This window comes from Streptomyces sp. NRRL S-455 (genome assembly GCF_000717875.1).
Lineage (GTDB): Bacteria > Actinomycetota > Actinomycetes > Streptomycetales > Streptomycetaceae > Streptomyces.
On sequence record NZ_JOCT01000004.1, the window covers coordinates 393,382 to 416,669 of the forward strand.

The 23,288-nt window shown below is 70.6% G+C and carries 27 protein-coding genes; 15 read left to right on the forward strand and 12 right to left on the reverse strand.

Going from position 1 to position 23,288, the window contains the following annotated elements; translation table 11 throughout:
* Nucleotides 1-155 precede the first annotated feature (155 nt).
* The 6 genes from IE97_RS0107435 (at nucleotide 156) to IE97_RS0107460 (ending at nucleotide 5,038) form a co-directional block, all read left to right on the forward strand.
* Nucleotides 156-620 (forward strand): 2-oxo-4-hydroxy-4-carboxy-5-ureidoimidazoline decarboxylase, encoded by a 465-nt coding sequence (locus tag IE97_RS0107435; protein WP_030894741.1) that lies wholly within the window; start codon nucleotides 156-158, stop codon nucleotides 618-620.
* A gap of 254 nt (nucleotides 621-874) precedes the next feature.
* Nucleotides 875-1,255 carry a succinate dehydrogenase, cytochrome b556 subunit gene (gene sdhC / locus IE97_RS0107440; protein WP_030233323.1) on the forward strand — a complete coding sequence of 127 codons (381 nt, stop codon included), beginning with the start codon at nucleotides 875-877 and terminating at the stop codon, nucleotides 1,253-1,255.
* Between the two features lie 5 nt (nucleotides 1,256-1,260).
* On the forward strand, nucleotides 1,261-1,740 hold the full coding sequence (locus IE97_RS0107445) for a succinate dehydrogenase hydrophobic membrane anchor subunit (protein ID WP_030233325.1): 480 nt from the start codon (nucleotides 1,261-1,263) through the stop codon (nucleotides 1,738-1,740).
* Nucleotides 1,741-1,759: 19 nt separating this feature from the next.
* The gene (gene sdhA, locus IE97_RS0107450; RefSeq protein ID WP_030233327.1) at nucleotides 1,760-3,514 is read left to right on the forward strand and encodes a succinate dehydrogenase flavoprotein subunit; all 1,755 of its coding nucleotides are present in this window, start codon (nucleotides 1,760-1,762) and stop codon (nucleotides 3,512-3,514) included.
* Nucleotides 3,514-4,293: a succinate dehydrogenase iron-sulfur subunit gene (locus IE97_RS0107455; protein ID WP_030233329.1), complete on the forward strand. Its 780-nt coding sequence runs from the start codon at nucleotides 3,514-3,516 to the stop codon at nucleotides 4,291-4,293. Before sdhA ends, IE97_RS0107455 begins: the two co-directional genes overlap by 1 nt.
* A gap of 157 nt (nucleotides 4,294-4,450) precedes the next feature.
* Complete coding sequence (locus IE97_RS0107460; protein WP_030233330.1) at nucleotides 4,451-5,038, forward strand: Uma2 family endonuclease; 588 nt, start codon at nucleotides 4,451-4,453, stop codon at nucleotides 5,036-5,038.
* A 32-nt stretch (nucleotides 5,039-5,070) separates the two neighbouring features.
* On the opposite strand, the gene IE97_RS0107465 is transcribed toward IE97_RS0107460, so the two are convergent.
* A complete protein-coding gene (locus IE97_RS0107465) occupies nucleotides 5,071-5,508 on the reverse strand; it encodes a hypothetical protein (protein WP_030233333.1) in 438 nt (145 codons plus the stop codon).
* A gap of 88 nt (nucleotides 5,509-5,596) precedes the next feature.
* On the opposite strand from IE97_RS0107465, the gene IE97_RS0107470 reads away from it, so the two are divergent.
* From IE97_RS0107470 to IE97_RS0107480, 3 genes are read left to right on the forward strand one after another with little or no spacing between them, the layout of a single operon-like run.
* Nucleotides 5,597-6,004 carry a hypothetical protein gene (locus IE97_RS0107470; protein WP_030233336.1) on the forward strand — a complete coding sequence of 136 codons (408 nt, stop codon included), beginning with the start codon at nucleotides 5,597-5,599 and terminating at the stop codon, nucleotides 6,002-6,004.
* 12 nt (nucleotides 6,005-6,016) lie between these two features.
* A complete protein-coding gene (locus IE97_RS0107475) occupies nucleotides 6,017-6,511 on the forward strand; it encodes a thiol-disulfide oxidoreductase DCC family protein (protein ID WP_030233339.1) in 495 nt (164 codons plus the stop codon).
* A gap of 32 nt (nucleotides 6,512-6,543) precedes the next feature.
* Nucleotides 6,544-7,287, forward strand: coding sequence for a TetR/AcrR family transcriptional regulator (locus tag IE97_RS0107480; RefSeq protein ID WP_030233343.1), 744 nt, complete (start codon nucleotides 6,544-6,546; stop codon nucleotides 7,285-7,287).
* A 19-nt stretch (nucleotides 7,288-7,306) separates the two neighbouring features.
* Here the strand turns inward: IE97_RS0107480 and IE97_RS0107485 are convergent, their stop codons facing one another.
* Together IE97_RS0107485 and IE97_RS0107490 are read right to left on the reverse strand one after the other, a co-directional pair.
* The gene (locus IE97_RS0107485; RefSeq protein ID WP_030233347.1) at nucleotides 7,307-8,824 is read right to left on the reverse strand and encodes a metallophosphoesterase; all 1,518 of its coding nucleotides are present in this window, start codon (nucleotides 8,822-8,824) and stop codon (nucleotides 7,307-7,309) included.
* 24 nt (nucleotides 8,825-8,848) lie between these two features.
* Nucleotides 8,849-9,088, reverse strand: coding sequence for an SCO4848 family membrane protein (locus IE97_RS0107490; RefSeq protein ID WP_030233351.1), 240 nt, complete (start codon nucleotides 9,086-9,088; stop codon nucleotides 8,849-8,851).
* Nucleotides 9,089-9,179: 91 nt separating this feature from the next.
* Here IE97_RS0107490 and IE97_RS0107495 point away from each other — a divergent pair, with 91 nt between their 5' ends.
* The gene (locus IE97_RS0107495; protein WP_030233355.1) at nucleotides 9,180-10,481 is read left to right on the forward strand and encodes a D-alanyl-D-alanine carboxypeptidase family protein; all 1,302 of its coding nucleotides are present in this window, start codon (nucleotides 9,180-9,182) and stop codon (nucleotides 10,479-10,481) included.
* Here IE97_RS0107495 and IE97_RS0107500 read toward each other — a convergent pair.
* From IE97_RS0107500 to IE97_RS0107515, 4 genes are read right to left on the reverse strand one after another with little or no spacing between them, the layout of a single operon-like run.
* Complete coding sequence (locus IE97_RS0107500; protein ID WP_030233359.1) at nucleotides 10,429-11,346, reverse strand: YihY/virulence factor BrkB family protein; 918 nt, start codon at nucleotides 11,344-11,346, stop codon at nucleotides 10,429-10,431. The genes IE97_RS0107495 and IE97_RS0107500 overlap by 53 nt on opposite strands.
* Nucleotides 11,334-11,789 carry a GtrA family protein gene (locus IE97_RS0107505; RefSeq protein ID WP_051704871.1) on the reverse strand — a complete coding sequence of 152 codons (456 nt, stop codon included), beginning with the start codon at nucleotides 11,787-11,789 and terminating at the stop codon, nucleotides 11,334-11,336. Before IE97_RS0107505 ends, IE97_RS0107500 begins: the two co-directional genes overlap by 13 nt.
* Nucleotides 11,786-12,730, reverse strand: coding sequence for a decaprenyl-phosphate phosphoribosyltransferase (locus IE97_RS0107510; RefSeq protein WP_030233368.1), 945 nt, complete (start codon nucleotides 12,728-12,730; stop codon nucleotides 11,786-11,788). Before IE97_RS0107510 ends, IE97_RS0107505 begins: the two co-directional genes overlap by 4 nt.
* Nucleotides 12,723-13,244, reverse strand: coding sequence for a phosphatase PAP2 family protein (locus tag IE97_RS0107515; protein ID WP_030233371.1), 522 nt, complete (start codon nucleotides 13,242-13,244; stop codon nucleotides 12,723-12,725). The genes IE97_RS0107510 and IE97_RS0107515 overlap by 8 nt, the downstream gene beginning before the upstream one ends.
* Nucleotides 13,245-13,377: 133 nt before the next feature.
* On the opposite strand from IE97_RS0107515, the gene IE97_RS0107520 reads away from it, so the two are divergent.
* Nucleotides 13,378-14,760: an FAD-binding oxidoreductase gene (locus tag IE97_RS0107520; RefSeq protein WP_030233376.1), complete on the forward strand. Its 1,383-nt coding sequence runs from the start codon at nucleotides 13,378-13,380 to the stop codon at nucleotides 14,758-14,760.
* Nucleotides 14,761-14,779: 19 nt separating this feature from the next.
* Nucleotides 14,780-15,535: a decaprenylphospho-beta-D-erythro-pentofuranosid-2-ulose 2-reductase gene (locus IE97_RS0107525; protein WP_030233379.1), complete on the forward strand. Its 756-nt coding sequence runs from the start codon at nucleotides 14,780-14,782 to the stop codon at nucleotides 15,533-15,535.
* Between the two features lie 490 nt (nucleotides 15,536-16,025).
* Here the strand turns inward: IE97_RS0107525 and IE97_RS0107530 are convergent, their stop codons facing one another.
* Nucleotides 16,026-16,604, reverse strand: coding sequence for a 2'-5' RNA ligase family protein (locus IE97_RS0107530; RefSeq protein ID WP_030233382.1), 579 nt, complete (start codon nucleotides 16,602-16,604; stop codon nucleotides 16,026-16,028).
* A 142-nt stretch (nucleotides 16,605-16,746) separates the two neighbouring features.
* Complete coding sequence (gene trpS / locus IE97_RS0107535; RefSeq protein ID WP_030233386.1) at nucleotides 16,747-17,760, reverse strand: tryptophan--tRNA ligase; 1,014 nt, start codon at nucleotides 17,758-17,760, stop codon at nucleotides 16,747-16,749.
* 89 nt (nucleotides 17,761-17,849) lie between these two features.
* On the opposite strand from trpS, the gene IE97_RS0107540 reads away from it, so the two are divergent.
* Nucleotides 17,850-18,536, forward strand: coding sequence for an RNA polymerase sigma factor (locus tag IE97_RS0107540; RefSeq protein WP_234310450.1), 687 nt, complete (start codon nucleotides 17,850-17,852; stop codon nucleotides 18,534-18,536).
* Nucleotides 18,533-18,892: a hypothetical protein gene (locus IE97_RS0107545; RefSeq protein ID WP_051704872.1), complete on the forward strand. Its 360-nt coding sequence runs from the start codon at nucleotides 18,533-18,535 to the stop codon at nucleotides 18,890-18,892. Before IE97_RS0107540 ends, IE97_RS0107545 begins: the two co-directional genes overlap by 4 nt.
* A 235-nt stretch (nucleotides 18,893-19,127) precedes the next feature.
* On the opposite strand, the gene IE97_RS0107550 is transcribed toward IE97_RS0107545, so the two are convergent.
* The 3 genes from IE97_RS0107550 to IE97_RS0107560 form a co-directional block, all read right to left on the reverse strand.
* Nucleotides 19,128-20,576 carry a glycine hydroxymethyltransferase gene (locus IE97_RS0107550; protein ID WP_030233403.1) on the reverse strand — a complete coding sequence of 483 codons (1,449 nt, stop codon included), beginning with the start codon at nucleotides 20,574-20,576 and terminating at the stop codon, nucleotides 19,128-19,130.
* Between the two features lie 232 nt (nucleotides 20,577-20,808).
* Nucleotides 20,809-21,984 carry a glutathionylspermidine synthase family protein gene (locus IE97_RS0107555; protein ID WP_030233406.1) on the reverse strand — a complete coding sequence of 392 codons (1,176 nt, stop codon included), beginning with the start codon at nucleotides 21,982-21,984 and terminating at the stop codon, nucleotides 20,809-20,811.
* 15 nt (nucleotides 21,985-21,999) lie between these two features.
* Nucleotides 22,000-22,350: a hypothetical protein gene (locus tag IE97_RS0107560; protein ID WP_030233408.1), complete on the reverse strand. Its 351-nt coding sequence runs from the start codon at nucleotides 22,348-22,350 to the stop codon at nucleotides 22,000-22,002.
* A gap of 329 nt (nucleotides 22,351-22,679) precedes the next feature.
* Here IE97_RS0107560 and IE97_RS0107565 point away from each other — a divergent pair, with 329 nt between their 5' ends.
* Nucleotides 22,680-23,258 (forward strand): antibiotic biosynthesis monooxygenase, encoded by a 579-nt coding sequence (locus IE97_RS0107565; RefSeq protein ID WP_030233411.1) that lies wholly within the window; start codon nucleotides 22,680-22,682, stop codon nucleotides 23,256-23,258.
* The last annotated feature ends 30 nt before the right edge of the window (nucleotides 23,259-23,288 follow it).

Here is a 23,288-nt window from a genome sequence, read left to right on the forward strand (position 1 = left end):
CCGGGTGAAATTCGGGCATCCGACGGACACGTCATGGTCGTACTCGATAGCGTGACGCCACAACTCTCACAACATTGCCCTTCCGACACACGTGACGCCCACGAGGACCCACGCTGCCCGCGCACCGTCTCCCAGACCTCCCCGGCCGACTCGCCATACCGGTTGAGCACGTCAACGCGGCCTCCGACGAGGACCTGCACCAGATCCTCCTCAGCTGCCTGCACAGCCCCCGGTGGTCCAGCCGCGTCGCGGAACACCGCCCCTATCCGGACCTGGACTCCCTGCTGGCCGCGGCGGACGAGGCGGCCTACGACCTGACCTGGCCCGACCTGATCGAGGCCCTGGCGGCCGAGCCCCTCCCGCGCCTCCCCGAGGACACCTACTCGGCGGCCCACACGGCCCTGAGCGCGGCCCACGCCGCCTACGAGGCCCGCTTCGGACACGTGTTCGTCATCTGCCTGGACGGTGTGGCACCGAACGAGGTTCTGGACCACCTCCTGGAAGGGATCCGGTCACGATTGACGAACGATCCCGAGGAGGAACGGGTGGTGGTGGCGGACGAGCTCCGGCGCCTGGCCAGGGAACGGCTGGTGGACGCCCTCAGGGGCGCGGGGCTGTAATCGATATGCGGCTACCGCCGTGTGGGCGCGAGCGACCACGACGAACCCGCACCCGGTCGATAAGAGGACACCCCACCTCAGAAGCCGCGAGGCTAGCCCGTACGCATGCCAGTTTGATCACACAGCCAGACCCCCGCTCAGCCCGGCGGCAGCGCCTCGCTACGATGCTGGGGGCCGGTGGACCGTACCCGGCCGGGCCCGACCGACACACCAAGCCGGCGCGGCCCCAATCCCCGCTCCCGGAGGAAACTTCCGTGCCGGCTGGAACGCTGTACCGCGGCCGGGAAGGAATGTGGTCCTGGGTGGCTCACCGAGTCACCGGCGTCCTCATTTTCTTCTTCCTGTTCGTTCACGTGCTGGACACCGCACTCGTCCGTGTGTCCCCGGAGGCCTACGACAACGTCGTGGCCACGTACAAGACGCCGATCGTCGCGCTACTGGAGTACGGCCTCGTCGCCGCCATCCTCTTCCACGCGCTCAACGGCCTGCGTGTCATCGCCGTCGACTTCTGGATCAAGGGGGCCCGGTACCAGAAGCAGATGCTCTGGACCGTCGTCGCCGTATGGGTCGTGCTGATGCTGGGGGCGATCTACCCCGTCCTCGGCCACGCCGCTCGTGAACTGTTCGGGAGCTGACGCCAATGTCCACGACTGACAAGACCGCCGGCGTCGGCCCCGTCGAGGGCGGCGCCGTCTACACCGTCGACAACCCGGCCCCGCTCATCGAGGCCCCGCGCAAGCGCACCAAGAAGACCCCGAAGACCACCCGGGGCAACTTCGAGCTGGCCGCCTGGCTGTTCATGCGCCTGTCCGGCGTCGTGCTGGTCGTCCTCGTCATCGGCCACCTGCTGATCCAGCTCGTGCTGGACGGCGGCGTCTCCAAGGTCGGCTTCGCGTTCGTGGCCGGCCGCTGGGCCTCGCCGTTCTGGCAGGTCTGGGACCTGCTGATGCTCTGGCTCGCGATGCTGCACGGCGCCAACGGCCTGCGCACGGTCATCAACGACTACGCGGAGCGCGCGAACACCCGGCTGTGGCTGAAGGCTCTGCTCTACACCGCCACGGTGTTCACCATCCTGCTGGGCACGCTGGTGATCTTCACCTTCGACCCGAACATCCGCTAGGCACGGGGCTGCGAGAATCATGAAGATCCACAAGTACGACACCGTCATCGTCGGCGCCGGTGGCGCCGGTATGCGCGCCGCCATCGAGTCGACGAAGCGCAGCCGCACCGCCGTGCTCACCAAGCTCTACCCCACCCGCTCCCACACGGGCGCGGCGCAGGGCGGCATGGCCGCCGCGCTCGCCAACGTGGAGGAGGACAACTGGGAGTGGCACACCTTCGACACGGTCAAGGGCGGTGACTACCTGGTCGACCAGGACGCCGCCGAGATCCTCGCGAAGGAGGCCATCGACTCCGTCCTCGACCTGGAGAAGATGGGCCTGCCGTTCAACCGCACCCCGAACGGCACCATCGACCAGCGCCGCTTCGGCGGTCACAGCCGCAACCACGGCGAGGCCCCGGTCCGCCGCTCCTGCTACGCGGCCGACCGCACCGGCCACATGATCCTCCAGACGCTGTACCAGAACTGCGTCAAGGAGGGCGTGGAGTTCTTCAACGAGTTCTACGTCCTGGACCAGCTGATCACCGAGGTCGACGGCGTCAAGAAGTCCTCCGGTGTGGTGGCGTACGAGCTGGCCACCGGTGAGATCCACGTCTTCCACGCGAAGTCCGTGATCTACGCCTCCGGCGGCTGCGGCAAGTTCTTCAAGGTGACGTCCAACGCGCACACGCTGACCGGTGACGGCCAGGCGGCGGTCTACCGCCGCGGTCTGCCGCTGGAGGACATGGAGTTCTTCCAGTTCCACCCGACCGGCATCTGGCGCATGGGCATCCTGCTGACGGAGGGCGCCCGCGGTGAGGGCGGCATCCTCCGCAACAAGGACGGCGAGCGCTTCATGGAGAAGTACGCGCCGGTCATGAAGGACCTCGCCTCCCGTGACGTGGTGTCCCGCTCCATCTACACGGAGATCCGTGAGGGCCGCGGCTGCGGTCCCGAGGGCGACCACGTCTACCTCGACCTCACGCACCTCCCGCCGGAGCAGCTGGACGCCAAGCTGCCCGACATCACCGAGTTCGCCCGCACCTACCTCGGCATCGAGCCCTACACGGACCCGATCCCGATCCAGCCCACCGCGCACTACGCGATGGGCGGCATCCCGACCAACGTCGAGGGTGAGGTCCTGGCGGACAACACCACGGTCGTCCCGGGCCTGTACGCGGCCGGTGAGGTCGCCTGCGTGTCCGTGCACGGCGCGAACCGTCTGGGCACCAACTCCCTGCTGGACATCAACGTGTTCGGCAAGCGCGCCGGCATCGCGGCCGCGGAGTACGCGCAGAAGGCGGAGTTCGTGGAGCTGCCGGAGAACCCGGCGGAGTTCGTCATCGCGCAGGTGGAAAGGCTCCGCGACGCCACCGGCACCGAGCGCGTGACGGAGCTGCGGCGCGAGCTGCAGGAGACCATGGACGCCAACGTCATGGTGTTCCGCACCGAGCAGACGATCAAGACGGCGGTCGAGAAGATCGCGGAGCTGCGCGAGCGCTACAAGAACGTCTCGATCCAGGACAAGGGCAAGCGGTTCAACACGGACCTGCTGGAGGCCATCGAGCTGGGCAACCTGCTTGACCTCGCCGAGGTCATGGCGGTCTCCGCGCTCGCCCGCAAGGAGTCCCGCGGCGGTCACTACCGCGAGGACTACCCGAACCGTGACGACGTCAACTTCATGCGGCACACCATGGCGTACCGCGAGGTCGGCGCCGACGGCTCCGAAACCGTCCGTCTCGACTACAAGCCGGTCGTCCAGACCCGCTACCAGCCGATGGAGCGTAAGTACTGATGGCTACCCCCGTTCTGGACAAGGAAGACGCGGCCGGCAAGCCCGAGCCCGGTTTCGCCGACTCCCCCTACATCACGGTCACGTTCCGCATCCGCCGCTTCAACCCCGAGGTCGCGGCGGAAGCGATGTGGGAAGACTTCCAGGTGGAGATCGACCCCAAGGAGCGTGTCCTCGACGCCCTCCACAAGATCAAGTGGGAGCTCGACGGCACGCTGACGTTCCGCCGCTCCTGCGCGCACGGCATCTGCGGTTCCGACGCCATGCGGATCAACGGCAAGAACCGTCTCGCCTGCAAGACCCTGATCAAGGACATCAACCCCGAGAAGCCGATCACGGTCGAGGCCATAAAGGGCCTCACGGTCCTGAAGGACCTCGTGGTCGACATGGAGCCGTTCTTCCAGGCGTACCGGGACGTCATGCCCTTCCTCATCACGAAGGACACGAACGAGCCCACGCGTGAGCGTCTGCAGTCCGCCGAGGACCGCGAGCGCTTCGACGACACCACGAAGTGCATCCTCTGCGCGGCCTGCACCACGTCGTGCCCGGTCTTCTGGAACGACGGCCAGTACTTCGGTCCGGCCGCCATCGTCAACGCGCACCGCTTCATCTTCGACTCGCGTGACGAGGCGGGCGAACAGCGCCTGGAGATCCTCAACGACCGCGACGGCGTGTGGCGCTGCCGCACGACCTTCAACTGCACGGACGCCTGCCCGCGCGGTATCGAGGTCACGAAGGCGATCGCCGAGGTGAAGAGGGCGCTGATCACGCGCCGCTACTGAGGTCGTCTTCGTACGTCCGTGAGGGCCCCGTTTCCGGTGGAAGCGGGGCCCTCACCTTGTGCAAGGCCTCACTCGAGTGAGCTGCACGCGGCCGGGGAGGAAGCCACGCATCACCCCGGAGAGGATGTCCGCACCCGGACCAGGTGGAGGATCGCGCATGCCGGCAAACCGTTCGCTCACCAAGTGGGCCGACTGGCTCACGGAGCGCACCCCGGGGGCTCGTTTCGAGATCATCGACGGCCTGCTGCTGGTGACACCGATCCCCGACCGCCGGCATGCCGGAGTCCTCACGGACGTCACCCTGGCGTGTCTGAACGCCGGAATCGACGGCGACGAGACCACCGTCCTCCAGAAGGTCGCCGTCCGGCTCCCCACAGGCCCGGAGGATTACGCCATCCCGGACCTCTCAGTCGTCGACGCGGACATCTCCTCTCGTATGGTCGAGGACAACTGCTACGAGCCCTCCTGCTTCCGCATGGTCATGGAGGTCACCGCGGAAAATCCCCACCTGGATCTCCACGTCAAGGTGCCCGCGTACGCGGCGGCGGGAATTCCGGCGTACGTCATCGTCGACAGGACGCACCAACGACTCCACGTCCTCACTGACCCGGCCCGGGACGGCTACGCGACCCACCAGGTCCACGTCCCCGGCGAGCTCGTCACGCTCCCCGACTCCATCGGCGCGAAGGTGACCCTTGACGTGGCCGAGATCCTCAAGGCCGGCCGGCCGAAAACGGCCGACTGATCCGCGACGCTCAGAACCGGCCGGCTCCGGCCCTATCCCGCTCCGGTCGCGCTGCTCAACAGGGCGGCGAGACGGACAGCGGTCTTCTCCCCGGCTCGCTGCCTGATCAGACCCTCTTTGGCGGCTGCACGAAGCCGGACCTCCGAGCTGGCCTCATCGACCTTCAGCACTCGCGCGGTCACCACTACGGGATTCACACCGCCCGCACCGCCGCCGGTCACGACGCGGATCGTCTCCTCGTCCTCCCCGGAGCCGATCGGCACCGGCCCGACCGCGTGGCCCGCCCTCCCGAGCACGCTGGTGACGCGCCGCGCCACCTCGTCGAACGGCAAGGGGACGAGCAGGTCGATCTCATGGACGTTCTTCCTCATCAGCCCGGCCACCAGGCGGACCAGGTAACCGCTCCCCCCGCTCGACGAGCCAAGAGCGGCAAGCTCCTCGGCCAAAATCCGATCTTCGCTCTGATCCACAGATCCTTCTTAGGTGTTGAACACGTTCAAAAACAGGTCTAGAGTCATCCGCGACAGCGTTTTGAACGTGTTCAAGAAGGGTGGGGCAATGGACCGCACGGTCGTCGCCTACGTCATCTACCTGCTGGTCAGCATCGGGCTGACCATCTGGGTGGCCCGCACACTGAGCCGTAACGGGAGGGTGTTCCTCGCCGACGTGCTGCACGGCAACGAGAAGCTCGCCGATGCCGTCAACCACCTCCTCGTGGTCGGCTTCTACCTCGTCAACCTCGGGTTCGTCGCGCTGTACCTGAGCGGCGACGAGACCATCACGGACGTCCGTGGCGTCTTCGAGGCGCTGTCGACGAAGCTCGGCGTCGTGCTGCTGGTGCTGGGCGTGATGCACCTGGGCAACGTCTACGTGCTCAACCGGATCCGGCGGCGGGGCGCGATGGAGCGGGAGCAGATGCCGCCGGTGCCGCCGCAGGGCTGGGTGGCCCCGCAGGCCCAGGCCTGAGTGGAGAGCGGCATGGACGCCACCGCACCGGTCCGCCGGCTCACCGTCCTCTACGACGCCGAGTGCTCCCTGTGCGCGTTCCTGCGCGACTGGCTCCAGCGGCAGCCCCAGCTGGTGCCGCTGGAGCCGGTTCCGGCCGGCTCCGAGGAGGCCCGGCGGCGGTTCCCCGGCCTCGACCACGGCGCCACCCTCGAGGAGATCACCGTGGTCGCCGACGCCGGGCAGGTCTACCGGGGGCCCGCCGCCTGGGTCGTCACCCTGTGGGCGCTGCGCGAGCACCGGCCGCTCGCCCACCGGCTCAGCACCCCGTCCGGGGCCTGGCTCGCGAGAGGCGCGGTGCTCGCCGCCGCCAAGTGGCGCGGCGCGCAGCAGAACAAGGACCGACGGGCCGCAACACAGTGGGGCGGCCGGGGGTACCGGCGGGCGGACGGGTGGACGTACGACCCGGACGGCGGCTGGACGCACACCGCGCCTGGCTGCGCCGACGGCACCTGCGCCCCCCGGTAGCGGCACCGGTACCGGCGATAGGCTCTCTTCCCGTGTCCGCGAAGAACGACGGCCCCGGTGACGGCGCCGCCCCCAGCAAGTCCGAGCAGACCCGCGCCCTGATCCTGGAGACGGCCATGCGGCTGTTCCAGGAACGCGGCTACGACAAGACGACGATGCGGGCCATCGCCCAGGAGGCCGGGGTCTCCGTCGGCAACGCGTACTACTACTTCGCGGGCAAGGAGCACCTGATCCAGGGCTTCTACGACCGGATCGCCACCGAGCACCAGGTGGCGGTGCGGGAGGTCCTGGCGCGGGAGACCGACCTGGAGGCGCGGCTCGCGGGTGTGCTGCGGGTCTGGCTGGACATCGCCAGGCCGTACCACGAGTTCGCGGTGCAGTTCTTCAAGAACGCCGCCGACCCGGACAGCCCGCTCAGCCCCTTCTCGCCCGAGTCGGAGCACGCGCGCGCGGAGGCGATCAGCATCCACCGGGAGGTGCTGGCCGGGGCGACGAAGACGAAGGTTCCGGAGGAACTGCGGGACATCCTGCCCGAGTTGATGTGGCTGTCGCAGATGGGACTCGTCCTGTACTGGGTCTTCGACCGGACCGAGGGCCGGGAGCGCAGTTACCGGCTCGCCGAGCGCGGGGCCCGGCTCACCGCGCGGGGCGTCGCCCTGGCCCGCTTCCGGGTACTGCGGCCGCTCGTGCGGGAGGTGCACGAGCTGTTCACGGACTTCCTGCCGGGCATGACGAACGCGGTCCCGGATCCGGCCGCGCGCGGCACCGGCTCCTAGACCGCAGCGTTCTCGCAGGTCAGGCCTGCTTCGACGCCAGCTCGATCAGCGTGATGTCCGACGGTGCGCCCACCCGGGTGGGCGGGCCCCAGGCGCCCGCGCCGCGGGAGACGTAGAGCTGGGTGTCCCCGTAGCGCTCCAGGCCCGCGAGCGTGGGGTTGGCGCCGGCCGCGATGAGGTTGCCGGGCCAGAGCTGGCCGCCGTGGGTGTGGCCGGAGAGCTGGAGGTCGACGTTGTGCTCGACGGCCTCGTGGATCTGGACGGGCTGGTGCGCGAGCAGGACGCAGGCGCGTGCGGTGTCCCGGTCGCCGAGTGCCCGGGCGAAGTCGGGCCCCTGGCCTTCCTCCTCGCCCGCCACGTCGTTGACTCCGGCCAGGTCGAAGTACGGCATCTCCCTGCGGGCGTTCTCCAGCGGGTTGAGGCCCAGACGCCGGACCTCCTCGACCCACTGCTCGGCGCCGGAGAAGTACTCGTGGTTCCCGGTGACGAAGTAGGAGCCGTGACGGGCCCTCAGCTGGGCCAGGGGCGCCGCGGCGGGGCCCAGGTCCTTCACGCTGCCGTCGACCAGGTCGCCGACGACCGCGATCAGGTCGGGCTGGGTCCCGTTGATCGTGTCGACGACCTTCTGGGCGAAGCCGCGGCCGAGGACCGGGCCGAGGTGCACATCGCTGACCACGGCGATGCGGTACCCGTGCGCGGCGCGCGGCAGCTTGGCCAGCGGCACGGTGACGCGCTTGACCCTGGGCCCCCTCAGCACGCCGTAGGTGCCGTACCCGACGGTCCCGACAGCGGCGGCCGCGGCCGCGCCGGCGACGACGCGGGACACGAAGAGACGCCGGGACGGGCCGGATGCGGTCGCGTTGTTCGTGGTGCTTGTGGCGTTTGTGGGGCTAGTGGTGGTGAGCGACTGCGCGGCACCCCCGGGGGCGTCGGGCGTGAGGCCCGCCTGCGGGTCGGGGGCGGCAGTACCGGCAGCCGTCGCGGAAGCGGTCGCTCCGCCGCCTTGGGCGGCCTGTGCGGCGGCGGCCGTCACGGGAGCGGCCACTGCGCCGGGCGCGCCGGTGTGTTCCGCCTGCGGCGCGGGCAGAGCCGGTCCGCCGGGTGCGTCGGGAGTGCGGGAGCCGGGCCCGGCGTCGGCCGCTGCCCCGGATTCCGCCGGTGCGCCGGGCGTCGCCGCCGGCCCTGGTCCCGGCTCAGCCACGCCCGTCGCCCTCGCCCGCCGTTCCAGGAACCACCGCAGCAACGGCCGTACGAACTCCCCCGCCACCACTCCCAGCAGCAGGTAGATCGACAGGGCCAGCCACAGGAAGCCCGGCCAGGCCAGGGTCTGCTGGAGCCAGAAGGGGGCGCCGGTGCGTTCGGCGACCAGGGCCGTGATCGCGAGGGCCCAGCCGCCGGCGATGAGGACGGCGCCCGCGCGGCGGGCGAGCCCGGGGCCGCGGGTCGTGTCGCGGAACAGGCGGCGCCACACGTACCAGTTGGCCGTCACGAGGACGGCCAGGACCAGCGCTGCGACGAGCACGAAGGCGATAACCACGGTGTGGTGTCTCCCGATTGCCGTTTATGACGTCCGGCGCAGTGCGCGCAGACCACGCAACCCGATGGCCCCGATGGCCGTCCCCAATACGAAGGAGACGACTGCGAGCAGCAGGTGCACCCAGAAGTACGCCGTGGGATGACCATCGTCGAAGGCGAGCCCGCTGCCGTCCTTGACGAGATTCTTGACGAAAGTGATCCAGATGACCCAGCTCCACACCCCGAAGGCGAGCAGGAACCAGGAGACGGGGCGGCTGAGCTTCATGAGTCCAGTATCGCCAGAGCGTGTCCGGTTCCGTTCGCGGGGTGGGGGCGGAGGCGGGACTTACCCCCGGACGGCATGTACGTTTCCGACCGTGCCCGCTCCCAAGAAGACCGCCAGGCGATCCCTGCTGGTCACCTCCGCCGTCCTGTCGTCCCTGGCCCTGGCCGTACCCGCCGCCGTCGCCGCCCCGAAGCCCTCGGGCAGTCCGTCGTCGAGCCCGTCGGCCACTCCCCCGGCGTCGATGTCGACGGTGGGCGGGGCCCGGCTCGGGCGGCCGGGGACGCAGGTGAACCTGGCGAGCGGCGTGCCGGTGCTGCCGAAGGACGTCAGCGCCCGCTCCTGGGTCGTGGCCGACGCCGAGACCGGTGACGTGCTGGCCGCGCACAACGCGCACTGGCGACTCGCCCCGGCGAGCACGCTGAAGATGCTGTTCGCGGACACGCTGCTGCCGAAGTTCCCGAGGACGGCCAAGCACAAGGTCGTCCCCTCCGACCTGGCCGGCATCGGCCCGGGCTCCAGCATGGTCGGGATAAAGGAGGAGGAGACCTACACCGTCCACGACCTGTGGCTCGGGGTCTTCCTGCGCTCGGGCAACGACGCCGTGCGCGTGCTGTCCGCGATGAACAACGGCGTGGAGAACACCGTCAGGGAGATGAACGAGCACGCCGAGGAGCTCCAGGCCCTCGACACGCACGTCGTCAGCCCCGACGGCTACGACGCCGAGGGACAGGTGTCGTCGGCCTACGACCTGACGCTGATCGCCCGGTCGGGGCTGCAGAAGAAGGACTTCCGGGAGTACTGCTCGACGGTCAGCGCGAAGTTCCCCGGCGAGACGAAGAAGGACAAGAAGGGAAAGACGGTCCGCAAGCCCTTCGAGATCCAGAACACCAACCGGCTGCTGAGCGGCGATGTGGGCCTGCCCGCCTACCAGGGCATCGCCGGTGTCAAGAACGGCAACACCACCAACGCGGGTTCCACCTTCACCGGCGTCGCCGAGCGGAACGGCAAGGTGCTGCTGGTCACGGTGATGAACCCGGAGAAGAGCGAGTACAACGGGGTCTACAAGGAGACCGCCCGGCTGCTCGACTGGGGCTTCAAGGCGGCCGGGAAGGTGCAGCCGGTGGGCGAGCTGGTGCCGCCGAAGAGCGCACAGGCCGGTGAGCGGCCCGGTGCGAATCCCTCCGGCGAGGCCGGTGGCTCCGGCGACGGCGGGAGCGGCACGGCGGCCGGTGCGAAGCCGGTGGCCGGCGCCCCGGGCGCGGACGGCGCCGGCGGCATGGGGACGGCGCTCGGCATCGCCGGTGGGGTGCTGGTGCTGCTCGCGGGCGCAGCGTTCCTGGTCAACCGCCGCTGGCCGCTGCCGGATCTGGTGCGTCGCCGGAGTCGTCCGTGATCTCCGGGACTTCGTCCTGCTTGCTCCGCGTCGCCGTCCAGGAGGCGCAGAACAGCACCAGTTTCGAGGTGAAGTTGATCCACAGCAGCAGGGCGACGGGCACGCCGAAGGCGCCGTACATGCTCTTCGCGGCCACGCCCTGGAGATAGCCGCTGAGCAGCAGCTTCAGCAGTTCGAAGCCGATCGCGCCGGTCAACGCGGCCACGACCAGGCGGTGGCGCGTCGGCTCGACGCCGGGGAGCAGTGTGAGGACGTAGAGCAGGAGCAGGAAGTTCGCGAGCACGGCTATCAGGAACGCGGCGATGTGCAGCAGGAGCCCGCTCCAGCCGCCCTCGTCGATGCCCAACTGCCGTGTGATCCAGCCGATCATCGCGGAGGCGACGGCGGAGGCGGCGATGGTGACGAGGAGGGCGCCGCCGAGGCCGAGCAGGACGCCCGCGTCCTTGCCGTAGCGCAGGGCGGGGTTCTCCTCCTCGTCGGGCAGCTCCCACACCGCCCGCAGACACTCGCGCATCGAGCCGGCCCAGCTCACACCGGTGAAGAACAGCAGCGCGCCGGCGATGAGGCCGATCGTGCCGGCGTTGTCCACCAGATTGGCGATGTCCAGCTGGTCGGAGATGCCGGGCACCTGCTCGGCGAGCTTGTCCTGGAGCTGGTGCTGCTGCTCCGTGCTGAGTGTGGCGGCGGCGATGGTGGCGGACACCGTCAGCAGGGGGAACAGCGCGACGAAGCTCGTGAAGGTCATCGCGGCGGCCAGCCGCGTCCACTTCACGCGGTCCAGCCGCTCGTACGACCGCCAGGCGTGGGTGATCATCAACCGCCCCGCCCACGGCCCGACGATGGGGAGCTTTTTCAGCCAGTCCATGATCCGACTCTGCCCTCCGCCCGGAACACCCATGTACGGGTACCCCAGAACCGCAGGACTGTGGCCAGCGCCATGCCGACGACCGCGCCGGAGACGGTGTCGGCGCGCTGCGAGGTGAGCCCGAGGCCGTAGTGGCTGACGGCCAGGCACAGCAGCTGGACGGCGGCACCGGCGAGGTTCACCGCGAAGAACACGGCGTACGGACGCAGGCCCTTGGCCCGGGTGTTCCGGTAGGTGCCGAGGGCGTTGCCCGCGTAGGCGACCGAGCAGGCGGCCAGGAAGGACAGGGCCTTGGCGGTGAGCGGGTCGAGTCGGGCGGGGCCGCGCAGGCAGGTGAACAGGGCCAGGTCGACGGCGTAGGCGAGGAGACCGACGGCGGCGAAGCCGGCCAGTTCGCGGCGCCCTGGGAGAGCCGATCGGTTCTCCCACGCGCGCCTGGTCACCAATTGGCCACCGCCAGGCCGTACATGGCCATCCACGCCAGGCCGATGAGGGCGAGTGCCCGGTCGCGCAGCACGACGTCCTCGGGTTCGCCGGCGGTGCCGCGGTCGGCGAAGACCGCGTACCTCAGGACGGCGAGGATGAAGGCGACCATGGACAGCTGCCGCCAGGGCAGCACGCTGGTGTGCGGGACGCCGCCCTCCTCCAGGGCCCACAGGCAGTAGCCGAGGACGGCGACGCCGGCCGCGAGCTGCCAGACGAAGCGGAGGTAGCCGGTGGTGTACTCGGTCAGCAACGCGCGGGTGGCGCCCGCCTCCCCGCCCATCTGCACGGCCTCCGAGTAGCGCTTGGCCGAGACCATGAACAGCGCGCCGAAGCCGGTCGTGATCAGGAACCAGCGCGAGAGCGGGATGCCGAGGGCGAGCCCGCCGACCATGGCTCGCATCAGGAATCCGGTCGTGACGACGGCGAGGTCGACGACGAGGACGTGCTTGAGGCTGACGCAGTAGGCCAGTTGCATCCCGACGTACGCCGTCAGCAGCGCGGCGACGACCGGGGAGCACAGCCAGGCCGCGGCGGCGGGCGCGAGGACTGCGAGGCAGCAGCCGACGGCGTAGGCGAGGGGCACGGGGACCTGCCCGGCGGCGACGGGACGGTGCCGCTTGGTGGGGTGGGCGCGGTCGGCGTCGGCGTCGCGGGCGTCGTTGACGAGGTAGACGGCGGCGGCGCAGGCGGTGAAGAGGAGGAACACGAGGCCGAGTTGGGCGAGGGCGTGCCGCGAGAACAGCTCGCCGGCGGCGGCCGGGGCGGCGACCACGAGGACGTTCTTGATCCACTGTCTGGGGCGGGCGGTCCTGAGGAGACCGGCCAGGAGACCGCCCCTGCGGGGTGGCGCGGGCCGCTCCTCGGGGGTGCGCTGCCGCAGGACGGCCGTCTCAGTCATGGTGGGCGCCTCCCCTCATCCAGCGGGCGCCGAGCCGGGCCGTGAGCGCGCCGAGGGCGGCACCGGCCGCGACGTCCGAGGGGTAGTGGACGCCGGCCACCAGCCGTGAGACGCACACCAGGGCGGCCAACGGGGGGACGGTGCGGGCCCCCAGGGCGCCGAAGGCGACGGCGGCGGCCGCGGCGGAGCTGGCGTGCGAGCTGGGGAAGGAGTGCCGGCCGACGGTGCGCACCAGGGGCTCGATGTGCGCGGGGCGTGGGCGGCGCACGACCCGCTTCACCCCCATGCTGACGAGGTGCGCCCCCGCGGTGAGGGCCGTGCCGCGCAGCCAGGCGCCGCGCCGCCGGCCGTCCAATGCGGCTCCGGCGAGTCCCGCCGCCAGCCACAGCGCGGCGTGCTCCCCCGCCCGGGACAGGGCGCGCGCGGCGCCGGCCACACGCGGGTCGGTGCCGCACTCCCTCAGCGCCGAAACGATCCGGTGGTCCATGTCGTGCAGGTCGTCGAGGTCGTCCATGTGGACTCACTGTTCACGCCCGACCGCCCCGAATTCCGGCAATATTGGGCGACATCCCATTAATCACCCATTTCGGGGAGGAGTGCCATGTTCCCTGACTGATCGCCCCTAGCAGGGCGATACGGTCACAGACATGTCTGCCGACACCGACTCCGCCCCGCACATCACGGGCCTGGACCACACCACCGTCACCGGCTGGGGCCGCACCGCCCCCAGCGCGGCCCGGCTGATCCGCCCGCGGACGTACGAGGAGGCCGCGGCGGCCGTCCGCGAGTGCGGGGCGCGCGGCGGCATCCCCCGGGGTCTGGGACGGGCGTACGGGGACGCGGCGCAGAACGCGGGCGGGGCCGTGCTCGACATGACGGGCCTGGACCGTGTCCACGCGATCGACGCCGACGGGGGCATCGTGCTGTGCGACGCGGGCGTCTCACTGCACCGGCTGATGGAGGTGCTGCTGCCGCTCGGCTGGTTCGTGCCGGTCACCCCCGGCACGCGCTACGTCACCGTCGGCGGGGCGATCGGCGCCGACATCCACGGCAAGAACCACCACGTCTCGGGCGCGTTCTCGCGGCACGTGCTCTCCCTCGAACTCCTCACCGCCGACGGCGAGATCCGCACAGTGGTCCCCGGCACGCCGCTCTTCGACGCGACGGCGGGCGGCATGGGGCTCACCGGAGTGATCCTCACCGCGACGATCCGGCTCCAGCCGGTCGGGACCGCGATGATGTCGGTCGACACCGAACGGGTGGCGGGCCTCGACGATCTGATGGCCCGGCTGGCGGCCACCGACCACCACTACCGCTACTCGGTCGCCTGGATCGACCTGCTGGCCCGGGGCGCCGCCACCGGCCGGGCGGTCCTCACCAGGGGTGACCACGCTCCCCTGGACGCGCTCCCCGCGCGCATGCGGCGGGACCCGCTGTCCTTCCGCACCTCGCGCCTCCCCTCCGCCCCCGCCGTCCTGCCCGAGGGCCTGCTCAGCCGGACGACCGTGAGCCTCTTCAACGAACTCTGGTACCGCAAGGCACCCCGCGCGCGGTCCGGCCAACTCCAGCGGATCTCCGCCTTCTTCCACCCCCTGGACGGCGTGCCCCACTGGAACCGGGTGTACGGCCGCGGCGGCTTCGTGCAGTACCAGTTCGTCGTCGGCCACGGCCAGGAGGAGGCCCTGCGCCGCGTCGTGCGCCGCATCTCCCGACGCCGCTGCCCGTCCTTCCTGGCCGTCCTCAAGCGCTTCGGGGAGTCGGACCCTGGCTGGCTGTCCTTCCCCGTGCCCGGCTGGACGCTGGCGCTGGACATCCCGGCGGGCCTGCCCGGGCTCGGCGCGTTCCTCGACGAACTCGACGAGGAGGTCGCCGCCGCGGGCGGACGCGTCTACCTCGCCAAGGACGCCCGGCTGCGCCCGGAGCTGCTCGCGGCGATGTACCCGCGGCTGGACGACTTCCGCGCGCTGCGCGCCGAGCTGGACCCGCGCGGGGTGTTCGTGTCCGACCTGGCCCGCCGCCTCCATCTCTAGGCAACATCTAGGAGCTGTCATGAAGGACGCCTTCGGCCTCCCCCAGTCCCTGCTCGTCCTCGGCGGTACCTCGGAGATCGCGCTGGCGACCGCCCGTCGGCTGATCGCCCGCCGCACCCGCACCATCTGGCTGGCGGGCCGTCCCTCGCCCGCCCTGGAAGAGGCCGCCGGGCAGCTGCGCCGGCTCGGGGCCGACGTGCACACCGTCGCCTTCGACGCGCTCGATCCCACCTCCCACGAGGCCGTGCTGGGCAAGGTGTTCGCCGAGGGCGACATCGACATGGTGCTGCTCGCGTTCGGGCTTCTGGGCGACCAGGCCCACGACGAGAGGGACCCGGAGGCGGCGGTGCGGGTCGCGCAGACCAACTACACCGGCGCGGTCTCGGCGGGCCTGGTGTGCGCCCGCGCGCTCCAGGCCCAGGGACACGGCTCCCTGGTCGTCATGTCCTCCGTCGCGGGCGAGCGGGCCCGCCGCGCCAACTTCATCTACGGCTCCAGCAAGGCCGGCCTCGACGCCTTCGCGCAGGGCCTGGGCGACGCGCTGCACGGCACCGGCGTGCACGTCATGGTCGTACGCCCCGGCTTCGTCCGGACCCGGATGACCGCGGGCCTGCCCGAGTCGCCGCTGGCGACCACGCCCGAGGCGGTCGCGGCGGCCGTGGAACTGGGGCTGCGGCGCCGCTCGGAGACGGTGTGGGTGCCGGGTGCTCTCCGCGTCGTGATGTCGGCGCTGCGGCACCTGCCGCGTGCGGTGTTCCGGCGGTTGCCGGTCTGAGCCGCGTGTGGCGTCGTGCCGGCGGGGATGCCTGGTCCGGCCCGCGCGGTGGGCCGGCGCCGGTGGTCCGGCTCGCGCGGTGGGCCGGCGCCGGTGGTCCGGCTCGCGCGGTGGGCCAGGGCCGGCGGTCCGGCCCACGCGGTGGTCCAGGGCCCGCGGTCCGACCCGCCCAGTGAGCCGATGGCCGGCGGTCCGGACAGCGCGATGGACCAGCACCGGCGGTCCGGCAACTCGCGGTCCCGCCCGCGCAGTGAGCCGATGGCCGACGGCCCGGACAACGCGGTGGTTCAGCGACCGTGGTCCGGCAACTGGCGGCCCTGGCCCGCGCAGTGGACCAGCGACCGTGGTCCGGCAACTGGCGGCACCGGCCCGCGCAGTGGACCAGCGACCGTGGTCCGGCAACTGGCGGCCCTGGCCCGCGCGGATGGGCCGGTGGCCGGCGGTCCGGACTGGGCGACGGTCCGCTGCGCGGTGGCCCGGGCTGCGCGGGTCAGCGCGTGGGGACCGAGCCGCGCTCCACGTGACCGGCCTGGGGCGGGACGACCGAGCCGCCGAAGGGGAACTCGCGCAGTTTGCGCCACACGCCGTCGGCGCCCTGTTCGTAGAGGGCGAAGCCGGTGCAGGGCCACTGGGCCTCGTAACCGGCGAGCTCCTCGAAGGCGCGGTCCAGCGCCGCCTCGTCGATGCCGTGGGCGACGGTGACGTGCGGGTGGTATGGGAACTGCAGTTCCCGTACGACCGGCCCGGCGGGGTCGCGGACCTGTTCCTGCAGCGTGGTGCAGGCCTCCGCCCCGGCGACGACCCGGACGAAGACGACCGGCGACACGGGCCGGAACGTACCGGTGCCGGACAGCCGCATCGGGAACGGCCGGGCTGCCGCGGCGACCTCGGTCAGATGCGCCTCGACGGCCGGCAGGGCGGCCTCGTCGATCTCCGTCGGTGGCAGCAGGGTGACATGCGTGGGAATACCGTGAGCCGCGGCGTCGCCGAAGCCCGCGCGCAGCTGCTGAAGCCGGCTGCCGTGAGGCTCCGGGACCGCGATCGAGACACCGATCGTTACGGTCCCCACATCGTCTCCTGTCGGTTCAGTTAGCGGGCCGCTGATACGACCACCCGGTTATCGACTGTACGACCACGACCCCGTTACAGGCAGGCGCAACCGAAGTGATGTACAGCGCTGTCCGGTGGTACGGCTGTGCGCGGGAGCGGGTTCAGTGCTTGGCGGGCAGGAAGCCGACCCTGTCGTACGCCTGGGAGAGGGTCTCCGCGGCGACGGCACGTGCCTTCTCGGCGCCCTTGGCCAGGATCGAGTCGAGCGTCTCCGGGTCGTCCAGGTACTGCTGGGTGCGCTCCCGGAAAGGCGTCACGAAGTCGACCATGATCTCCGCGAGGTCCGTCTTCAGCGCCCCGTACCCCTTGCCGGCGTACTTCTCCTCGAGCTCGGCGATGCTCTCCCCGGTGAGGGTCGAGTAGATACCGAGGAGGTTGCTGATGCCCGGCTTCTCAGCCGCGTCGAAACGGATGACCGTGTCGGTGTCCGTGACCGCGCTCTTGACCTTCTTCGCGGTGGCCTTCGGATCGTCGAGGAGGTTGATGAGGCCCTTCGGCGTGGACGCCGACTTGCTCATCTTGACCGACGGGTCCTGGAGGTCGTAGATCTTCGCCGTCTCCTTGAGGATGTACGGCTTCGGGACGGTGAAGGTCGGGCCGAAACGGCCGTTGAAGCGCTCGGCGAGGTCACGGGTGAGCTCGACGTGCTGGCGCTGGTCCTCGCCGACCGGAACCTCGTGGGCCTGGTAGAGCAGGATGTCCGCGACCTGGAGGATCGGGTACGTGAACAGGCCGACGGAGGCGCGCTCGGCGCCCTGCTTGGCGGCCTTGTCCTTGAACTGGGTCATCCGGCTCGCCTCGCCGAAGCCGGTGAGGCAGTTCATGACCCAGGCGAGCTGGGCGTGCTCGGGGACGTGGCTCTGCACGAAGAGGGTGCAGCGGTCCGGGTCCAGACCCGCGGCGAGCAGCTGCGCGGCGGCCAGGCGGGTGTTCGCGCGCAGGTCCTTCGGGTCCTGCGGGATGGTGATCGCGTGCAGGTCGACGACCATGTAGAACGCGTCGTGGGTCTCCTGCAGGGCCACCCACTGGCGGACGGCGCCGAGGTAGTTGCCGAGGTGGAACGAGCCGGCGGTGGGCTGGATCCCGGAGAGCACGCGAGGTCGGTCAGAGGCCATGTTCACCATTCTCTCAGGTCGCGTGCGGCGATCCGGAACTGGTCCGAAACAGGTGGGAACCGATACCTGTTCGCCGGTGTAACAAGAGTGTGAGGACGCGGGAGGGGGGCCGCATCGTCGATGAGGCCGCGGTGATCGCACGCGTGCGCGCCGGAGAGCCGGAGGCGTACGCGGTGCTGGTGCGGACGCATACGGGCCTCGCGCTCAGGGCGGCGAAGGCGCTCGGGGCGGGAGCGGACGCCGAGGACGTGGTGCAGCAGGCATTCGTCAAGGCGTACTGCGCGCTGGGCAGGTTCCGGGACGGCATGGCGTTCAAGCCATGGCTGCTGGCGATCGTCGCCAATGAGACGAGGAACACCGTGCGGAGGGCAGCGCGTCAGCGCACGCTCGCGGACCGGGAGGCGGCGCTCGTCAAGGCCGAGCCGCTCATACCGGAGTCGGCGGACCCCGCCGTGGCGACACTGGAGGCGGAGCGCCGCACGGCGTTACTGGCCGCTCTGGAGAAACTGAGCGAGGAGCACCGACTGGTCGTCACCTACCGGTACCTGCTGGAGATGGACGAGCAGGAGACGGCCCAGGCCCTCGGCTGGCCGCGAGGGACGGGGAGCGGCTGCTCGGTCCGGGGAGGGGCTCTGGCGTCGAGCCGCCACAGGCCTATCTGGCCTCGGCGCGGCGATTCACCGTCACCTGGATGGTGCATGACATCTCACCGTGGCGCGTGGACCAGGTCTTCTCCACGAGCGGGAGCGGGGATACGTGGATACACACGGCGGTGAACCTGCCCCGGGCGACGCATGGCTCCTGGCACCGTGCCGAGCGCTCCGACGAACTGGTCGATCTGTTGGAAGAGCTGGGCGTGAAGGGCAGGCCGGCCGACGGCACGGGGATCGTCGACGTCATGTCGCCGCCGTGGTCCACGGCAGGGCCGGAGGCGGCCTCCCCGGAGCCTGAGGCGGCCACGGCTCGGGCCGAGGCGCCGACGGGGGACGACGGCACGGACTGGTGGTGGGCGCTGCCGGGCGCGGCGGGCGGGGCGGTGCTGGCGCTGGCGTTGCGGCCGTTCGCCGTGCGGATCCCGGTTCCCCGCCGGGAGCGGGCCGGGGAGCCGAAAAGGGAACTGCTCGATGGGTGAGGCGGGGTGCGGGTGAAGGGAATGACCTACGGTGCTGCCACCAGCAAGAGCGTAGGGGCACGGCTGAGGCGGGTCCGGAGGGATCGGCGGCAGCCATGCCGTACGGCGCGCGGCGGCCCGGCGCGAAGCCGGACCGCCGTCACGGGAAGTGGAGACACGGCACGAGCTGATCGATGTGGGTGCCAGGACGTCGGTGAGTGCGTCGAGGTGTCACCCGCGATGAGCCGTGTGGATCTCAGCCGAGGTCGATCTCGGGGTAGAGCGGGAAGCCCGCCACCAGGTCCGTCGCCCTGCGGGAGATCTCGTCGGCGATCTTCGCGTCGAGGACGTGGGCCGCCTTGGAGGGGGCGCCCGACTTGGTCGTGCCCGGCTCGGTGGTGGTGAGGACGCGGTCGATCAGGCCGGCCACCTCGTCCATCTCGGCCGTGCCCAGGCCGCGGGTCGTCAGGGCGGGCGTGCCGATGCGGATGCCCGACGTGTACCAGGCGCCGTTCGGGTCGGCGGGGATGGCGTTGCGGTTGGTGACGATGCCCGACTCGAGCAGGGCGGCCTCGGCCTGGCGGCCGGTGAGGCCGTAGGAGGAGGCGACGTCGATCAGGTTCAGGTGGTTGTCGGTGCCGCCCGTGACCAGCGTCGCGCCGCGGCGCATCAGGCCCTCGGCGAGGGCGCGGGAGTTGTCGACGATGCGCTGGGCGTAGTCGCGGAAGGACTCCTGCCGGGCCTCCGCGAGGGCGACGGCCTTGGCTGCCATGACGTGCGGGAGCGGACCGCCGAGGACCATGGGGCAGCCGCGGTCGACCTGGTCCTTGAGGGAGTCGTCGCACAGGACCATGCCGCCGCGGGGGCCGCGCAGCGACTTGTGGGTGGTCGTCGTCACGATCTGGGCGTGCGGGACCGGGTCGAAGTCGCCGGTGAGGACCTTGCCCGCGACGAGGCCGGCGAAGTGCGCCATGTCGACCATGAGCGTGGCGCCGACCTCGTCGGCGATCTCGCGCATGATCCGGAAGTTCACCAGCCGGGGGTAGGCCGAGTAGCCCGCGACGATGATCAGCGGCTTGAACTCGCGGGCCTGGGCGCGCAGGGCCTCGTAGTCGATGAGGCCGGTGGCCGGGTCGGTGCCGTAGGAGCGCTGGTCGAACATCTTGCCGGAGATGTTCGGGCGGAAGCCGTGGGTGAGGTGGCCGCCGGCGTCCAGGGACATGCCGAGCATGCGCTGGTTGCCGAAGGCCTGGCGCAGCTCGGCCCAGTCGGCCTCGGTCAGGTCGTTGATCTGGCGGACGCCGGTCTTCTCCAGGAAGGGCACCTCGACGCGGGCACCGAGGACGGCCCAGAAGGCGACGAGGTTGGCGTCGATGCCGGAGTGCGGCTGGACGTAGGCGTGGCGGGCGCCGAAGAGCTCCTTGGCGTGCTCGGCGGCCAGGGACTCGACGGTGTCGACGTTGCGGCAGCCGGCGTAGAAGCGGCGGCCGATGGTGCCCTCGGCGTACTTGTCGCTGAACCAGTTGCCCATCGCCAGGAGCGTGGCCGGGGAGGCGTAGTTCTCGGAGGCGATCAGCTTGAGCATCTCGCGCTGGTCGGCGACCTCCTGGCCGATGGCGTCCGCTACGCGGGGTTCCACGGCGCGGATGACGTCGAGGGCGGCGCGGTAGGCGGTGGAAGCGGTGGAGAGGGGCTCGGCTGACATGATGGTGGACCTCCGGACGTTGTGTTCAGCGTTCACGGTACGGCCCAGGCGCACGGCACGGTTCCGGTCCCCGGGGGTTCGACCGGGTCCGGGGGCCGCTCCCCGATGGTTTGTCCATCCCAGCGCGCCAGTCACGGCCCGTGGGCAGCCTACCGGACTGTGTGTGCGGGTCTCGTTGTGGCTGATCGCGCAGTTCCCCGCGCCCCTGCCAGGGCGTCGGCCCCAGGCCCGTCTAAAGGATCACGTGAGGCAGGAAACGGGCGTACTCGTCGGTGATCAGGCCTGAGCTCTCCCGGATGCCCAGGCCCGCCGACTCGTTCTCCACCACCCATGCGCCGAGGACCACGCGGTTGCCGTCGAAGTCGGGGAGCGGGGCCAGCTGCTGGTAGCAGCAGGGCTCGTCGCGCACCGCCGGGGCGGATCCGGGCTCGTGGATCGTGACGCCCGCCCCCTCTCGGCCGAGGAGGGGCTTGGCGACCCAGGCCGGCAGGTCACGGGGGCCGTCCAGGTAGGCCGGGAGGAGGTTCGGGTGGTCGGGGTACAGCTCCCAGAGGATCGCCAGCAGCGCCTTGTTGCTGAGGAGCATCTTCCAGGCCGGTTCTATCCACAGGGTGGAGCCGGTGCCGCCGCCGTTGTCGAGGGTGTCGAGGACGTGGTCGGCGAAGCGGTCGGTGGTGAGCCATTCCCACGGGTACAGCTTGAAGATGCTGCGGATGAAGCGGAGGCGGTTGTCGACGAAGCGGCCGGAGAGGCGGTCCCAGCCGATCTCCTCCATGGAGATCCAGTCGGTGGCCAGGCCTGCCTGCTCGGCGGTCTCCTTCAGGTAGGCGACCGTCATGAGGTCCTCGCCGAGTTCGTCGGCGGAGGAGTACGCGAAGTACAGGGGGCTGCTGGGCGGGAGGAGGGCGGCCTGTTTGCGCCAGGCGTCCATGAGGCGTTCGTGGAGGGAGTTCCACTGGTCGGCGCCGGGGAAGCGCTCCTCCATCCAGAACCACTGGGGAGAGGCGGCCTCCACCAGTGAGGTGGGGGTGTCGGCGTTGTACTCCAGGAGTTTGGCGGGGCCGGTGCCGTCGTAGCGGAGGTCGAAGCGGCCGTAGACGGAGGGGAGTTCGGCGCGCCGGTGCCAGGACTCGGCGACCGCCCGGGCCACGCGGGGGTCGGTGATGCCCAGGTCCGCGAAACGGTCCTCCGAGACGATGTGCTCGGCCGCCGCCAGGCACATGCGGTGGAGTTCCTCGACGACCTCTTCCAGCGCCTCGATCTCAGGAAGGGAGAAGACGTAGTACGCGCTCTCGTCCCAGTAGGGGCGCAGGGAGCCGTCGGGATAGCGGGTGAGGGGGTAGATCAGGCCCTGTTCCTCGACGGTCTGCTGCCAGCCGGGGCGGGGCTCCATGGTGCGGCGTTCCATGTCCGTCCGGCCCGGTCAGCCGCCGCCGCTGCCGGAGCCCGAGCAGCCGAAGCCGCCCCGGTCGACGGCCTCGCTGCGGCTGAAGGTGCCGTCGTCGGCCCAGCCCCCGCTGACGTCGGCGTCGTAGTACCAGTCGGCGTCCGTGACCTTGGTCTTGCCGGTCTTGCGGTTCTTGCCGGCGGAGGAGGTGCCCGGCTTGCAGTTCTTGTCGGCGACGATCTTGTAGCCGTTGATGTAGTCGTAGCTGTCCCGGTCCACACAACGGCGGTCAGGGTCGGAGCCGCACGCGGAGAGGGCCGCCGCGAGCACGCCCATGCCGCCCAGCACCACCGTGCTCGAGCGCAGCCGTCGCCGTGTTTCCGCCATGTCCGTGTCTCCCCCGGGTGGTTGCTGTCATGTACTGCCGAGCGGCCAGCCTAGAGACCGGTGTGAGAACGCGCGCACCGCCCCCCGTCGATGAACGATCCCATGCCGTCTTTTTGTGCTCTTTGGTGGGGCATGCGCCCTTGGCGCCGGGGCCTGGCGGGCGTACCCGCCGGCCGGTGGGCGCCGGTGGAGTCGTCGCAGGACAGCGCGGCCGCACCATGGCGAGTGGAAGTGCTTTCCCGGTCGGCGAAGGCCTTCACCTTCCGGGCCACCCGAAAAATGTTTGTTGAATCGTGAACGCGCGGCGAGCGCTTTCCGTAAGGGACGGCGTGGCCAGTAATCCCGTCACGGTCACCGTGGCCTATCGCGTGACACCGGGCCGCGCGGCCGACTTCCATTCCTGGGGGTGGGCCATGCTGGGCGCGACCGCGCGTCAACCGGGGTTTCTGGGGGGTGGGGTGCTTGTCGACGGAGGGGCGGAGTGGCATGTCGTCTATCGCTTCTCCAGCGAGGGTTCGGCCCTGGCTTGGGAGAAATCGCATTTCCGGGCACAGTGGGACGCCCGGCTGGAGGGGATCGCCCGGGAAGCGGAACGCAGGAGGGTGCCGGGCGCCCGGGCCTGGTTCGACGCGCAGACGCTGACACCGGCGCCGCCGGCTCCGCCGTCGAAATGGAAATTGTGGTTCGTGAATATGAGCGCGGTCTTTCCGCCGGTGCTCCTGTTCAATCTGACGGTGCTTCCCTATCTGGGTGACCTCAATGCACTGATTCGGACGCTGTTGTTGTGTCTGTGCGTGACGGCCCTTGTGACCTGGATTCTCATGCCTCGGCTCCAGCGTTTCTTCAGGAAATGGCTGTATCCGCCACTCCAGGCACTCCGCGGTCGGCACAAACGCCGGGCCACATAGGCCCGCGAACGAACAGAGGGAGGTGGGCGG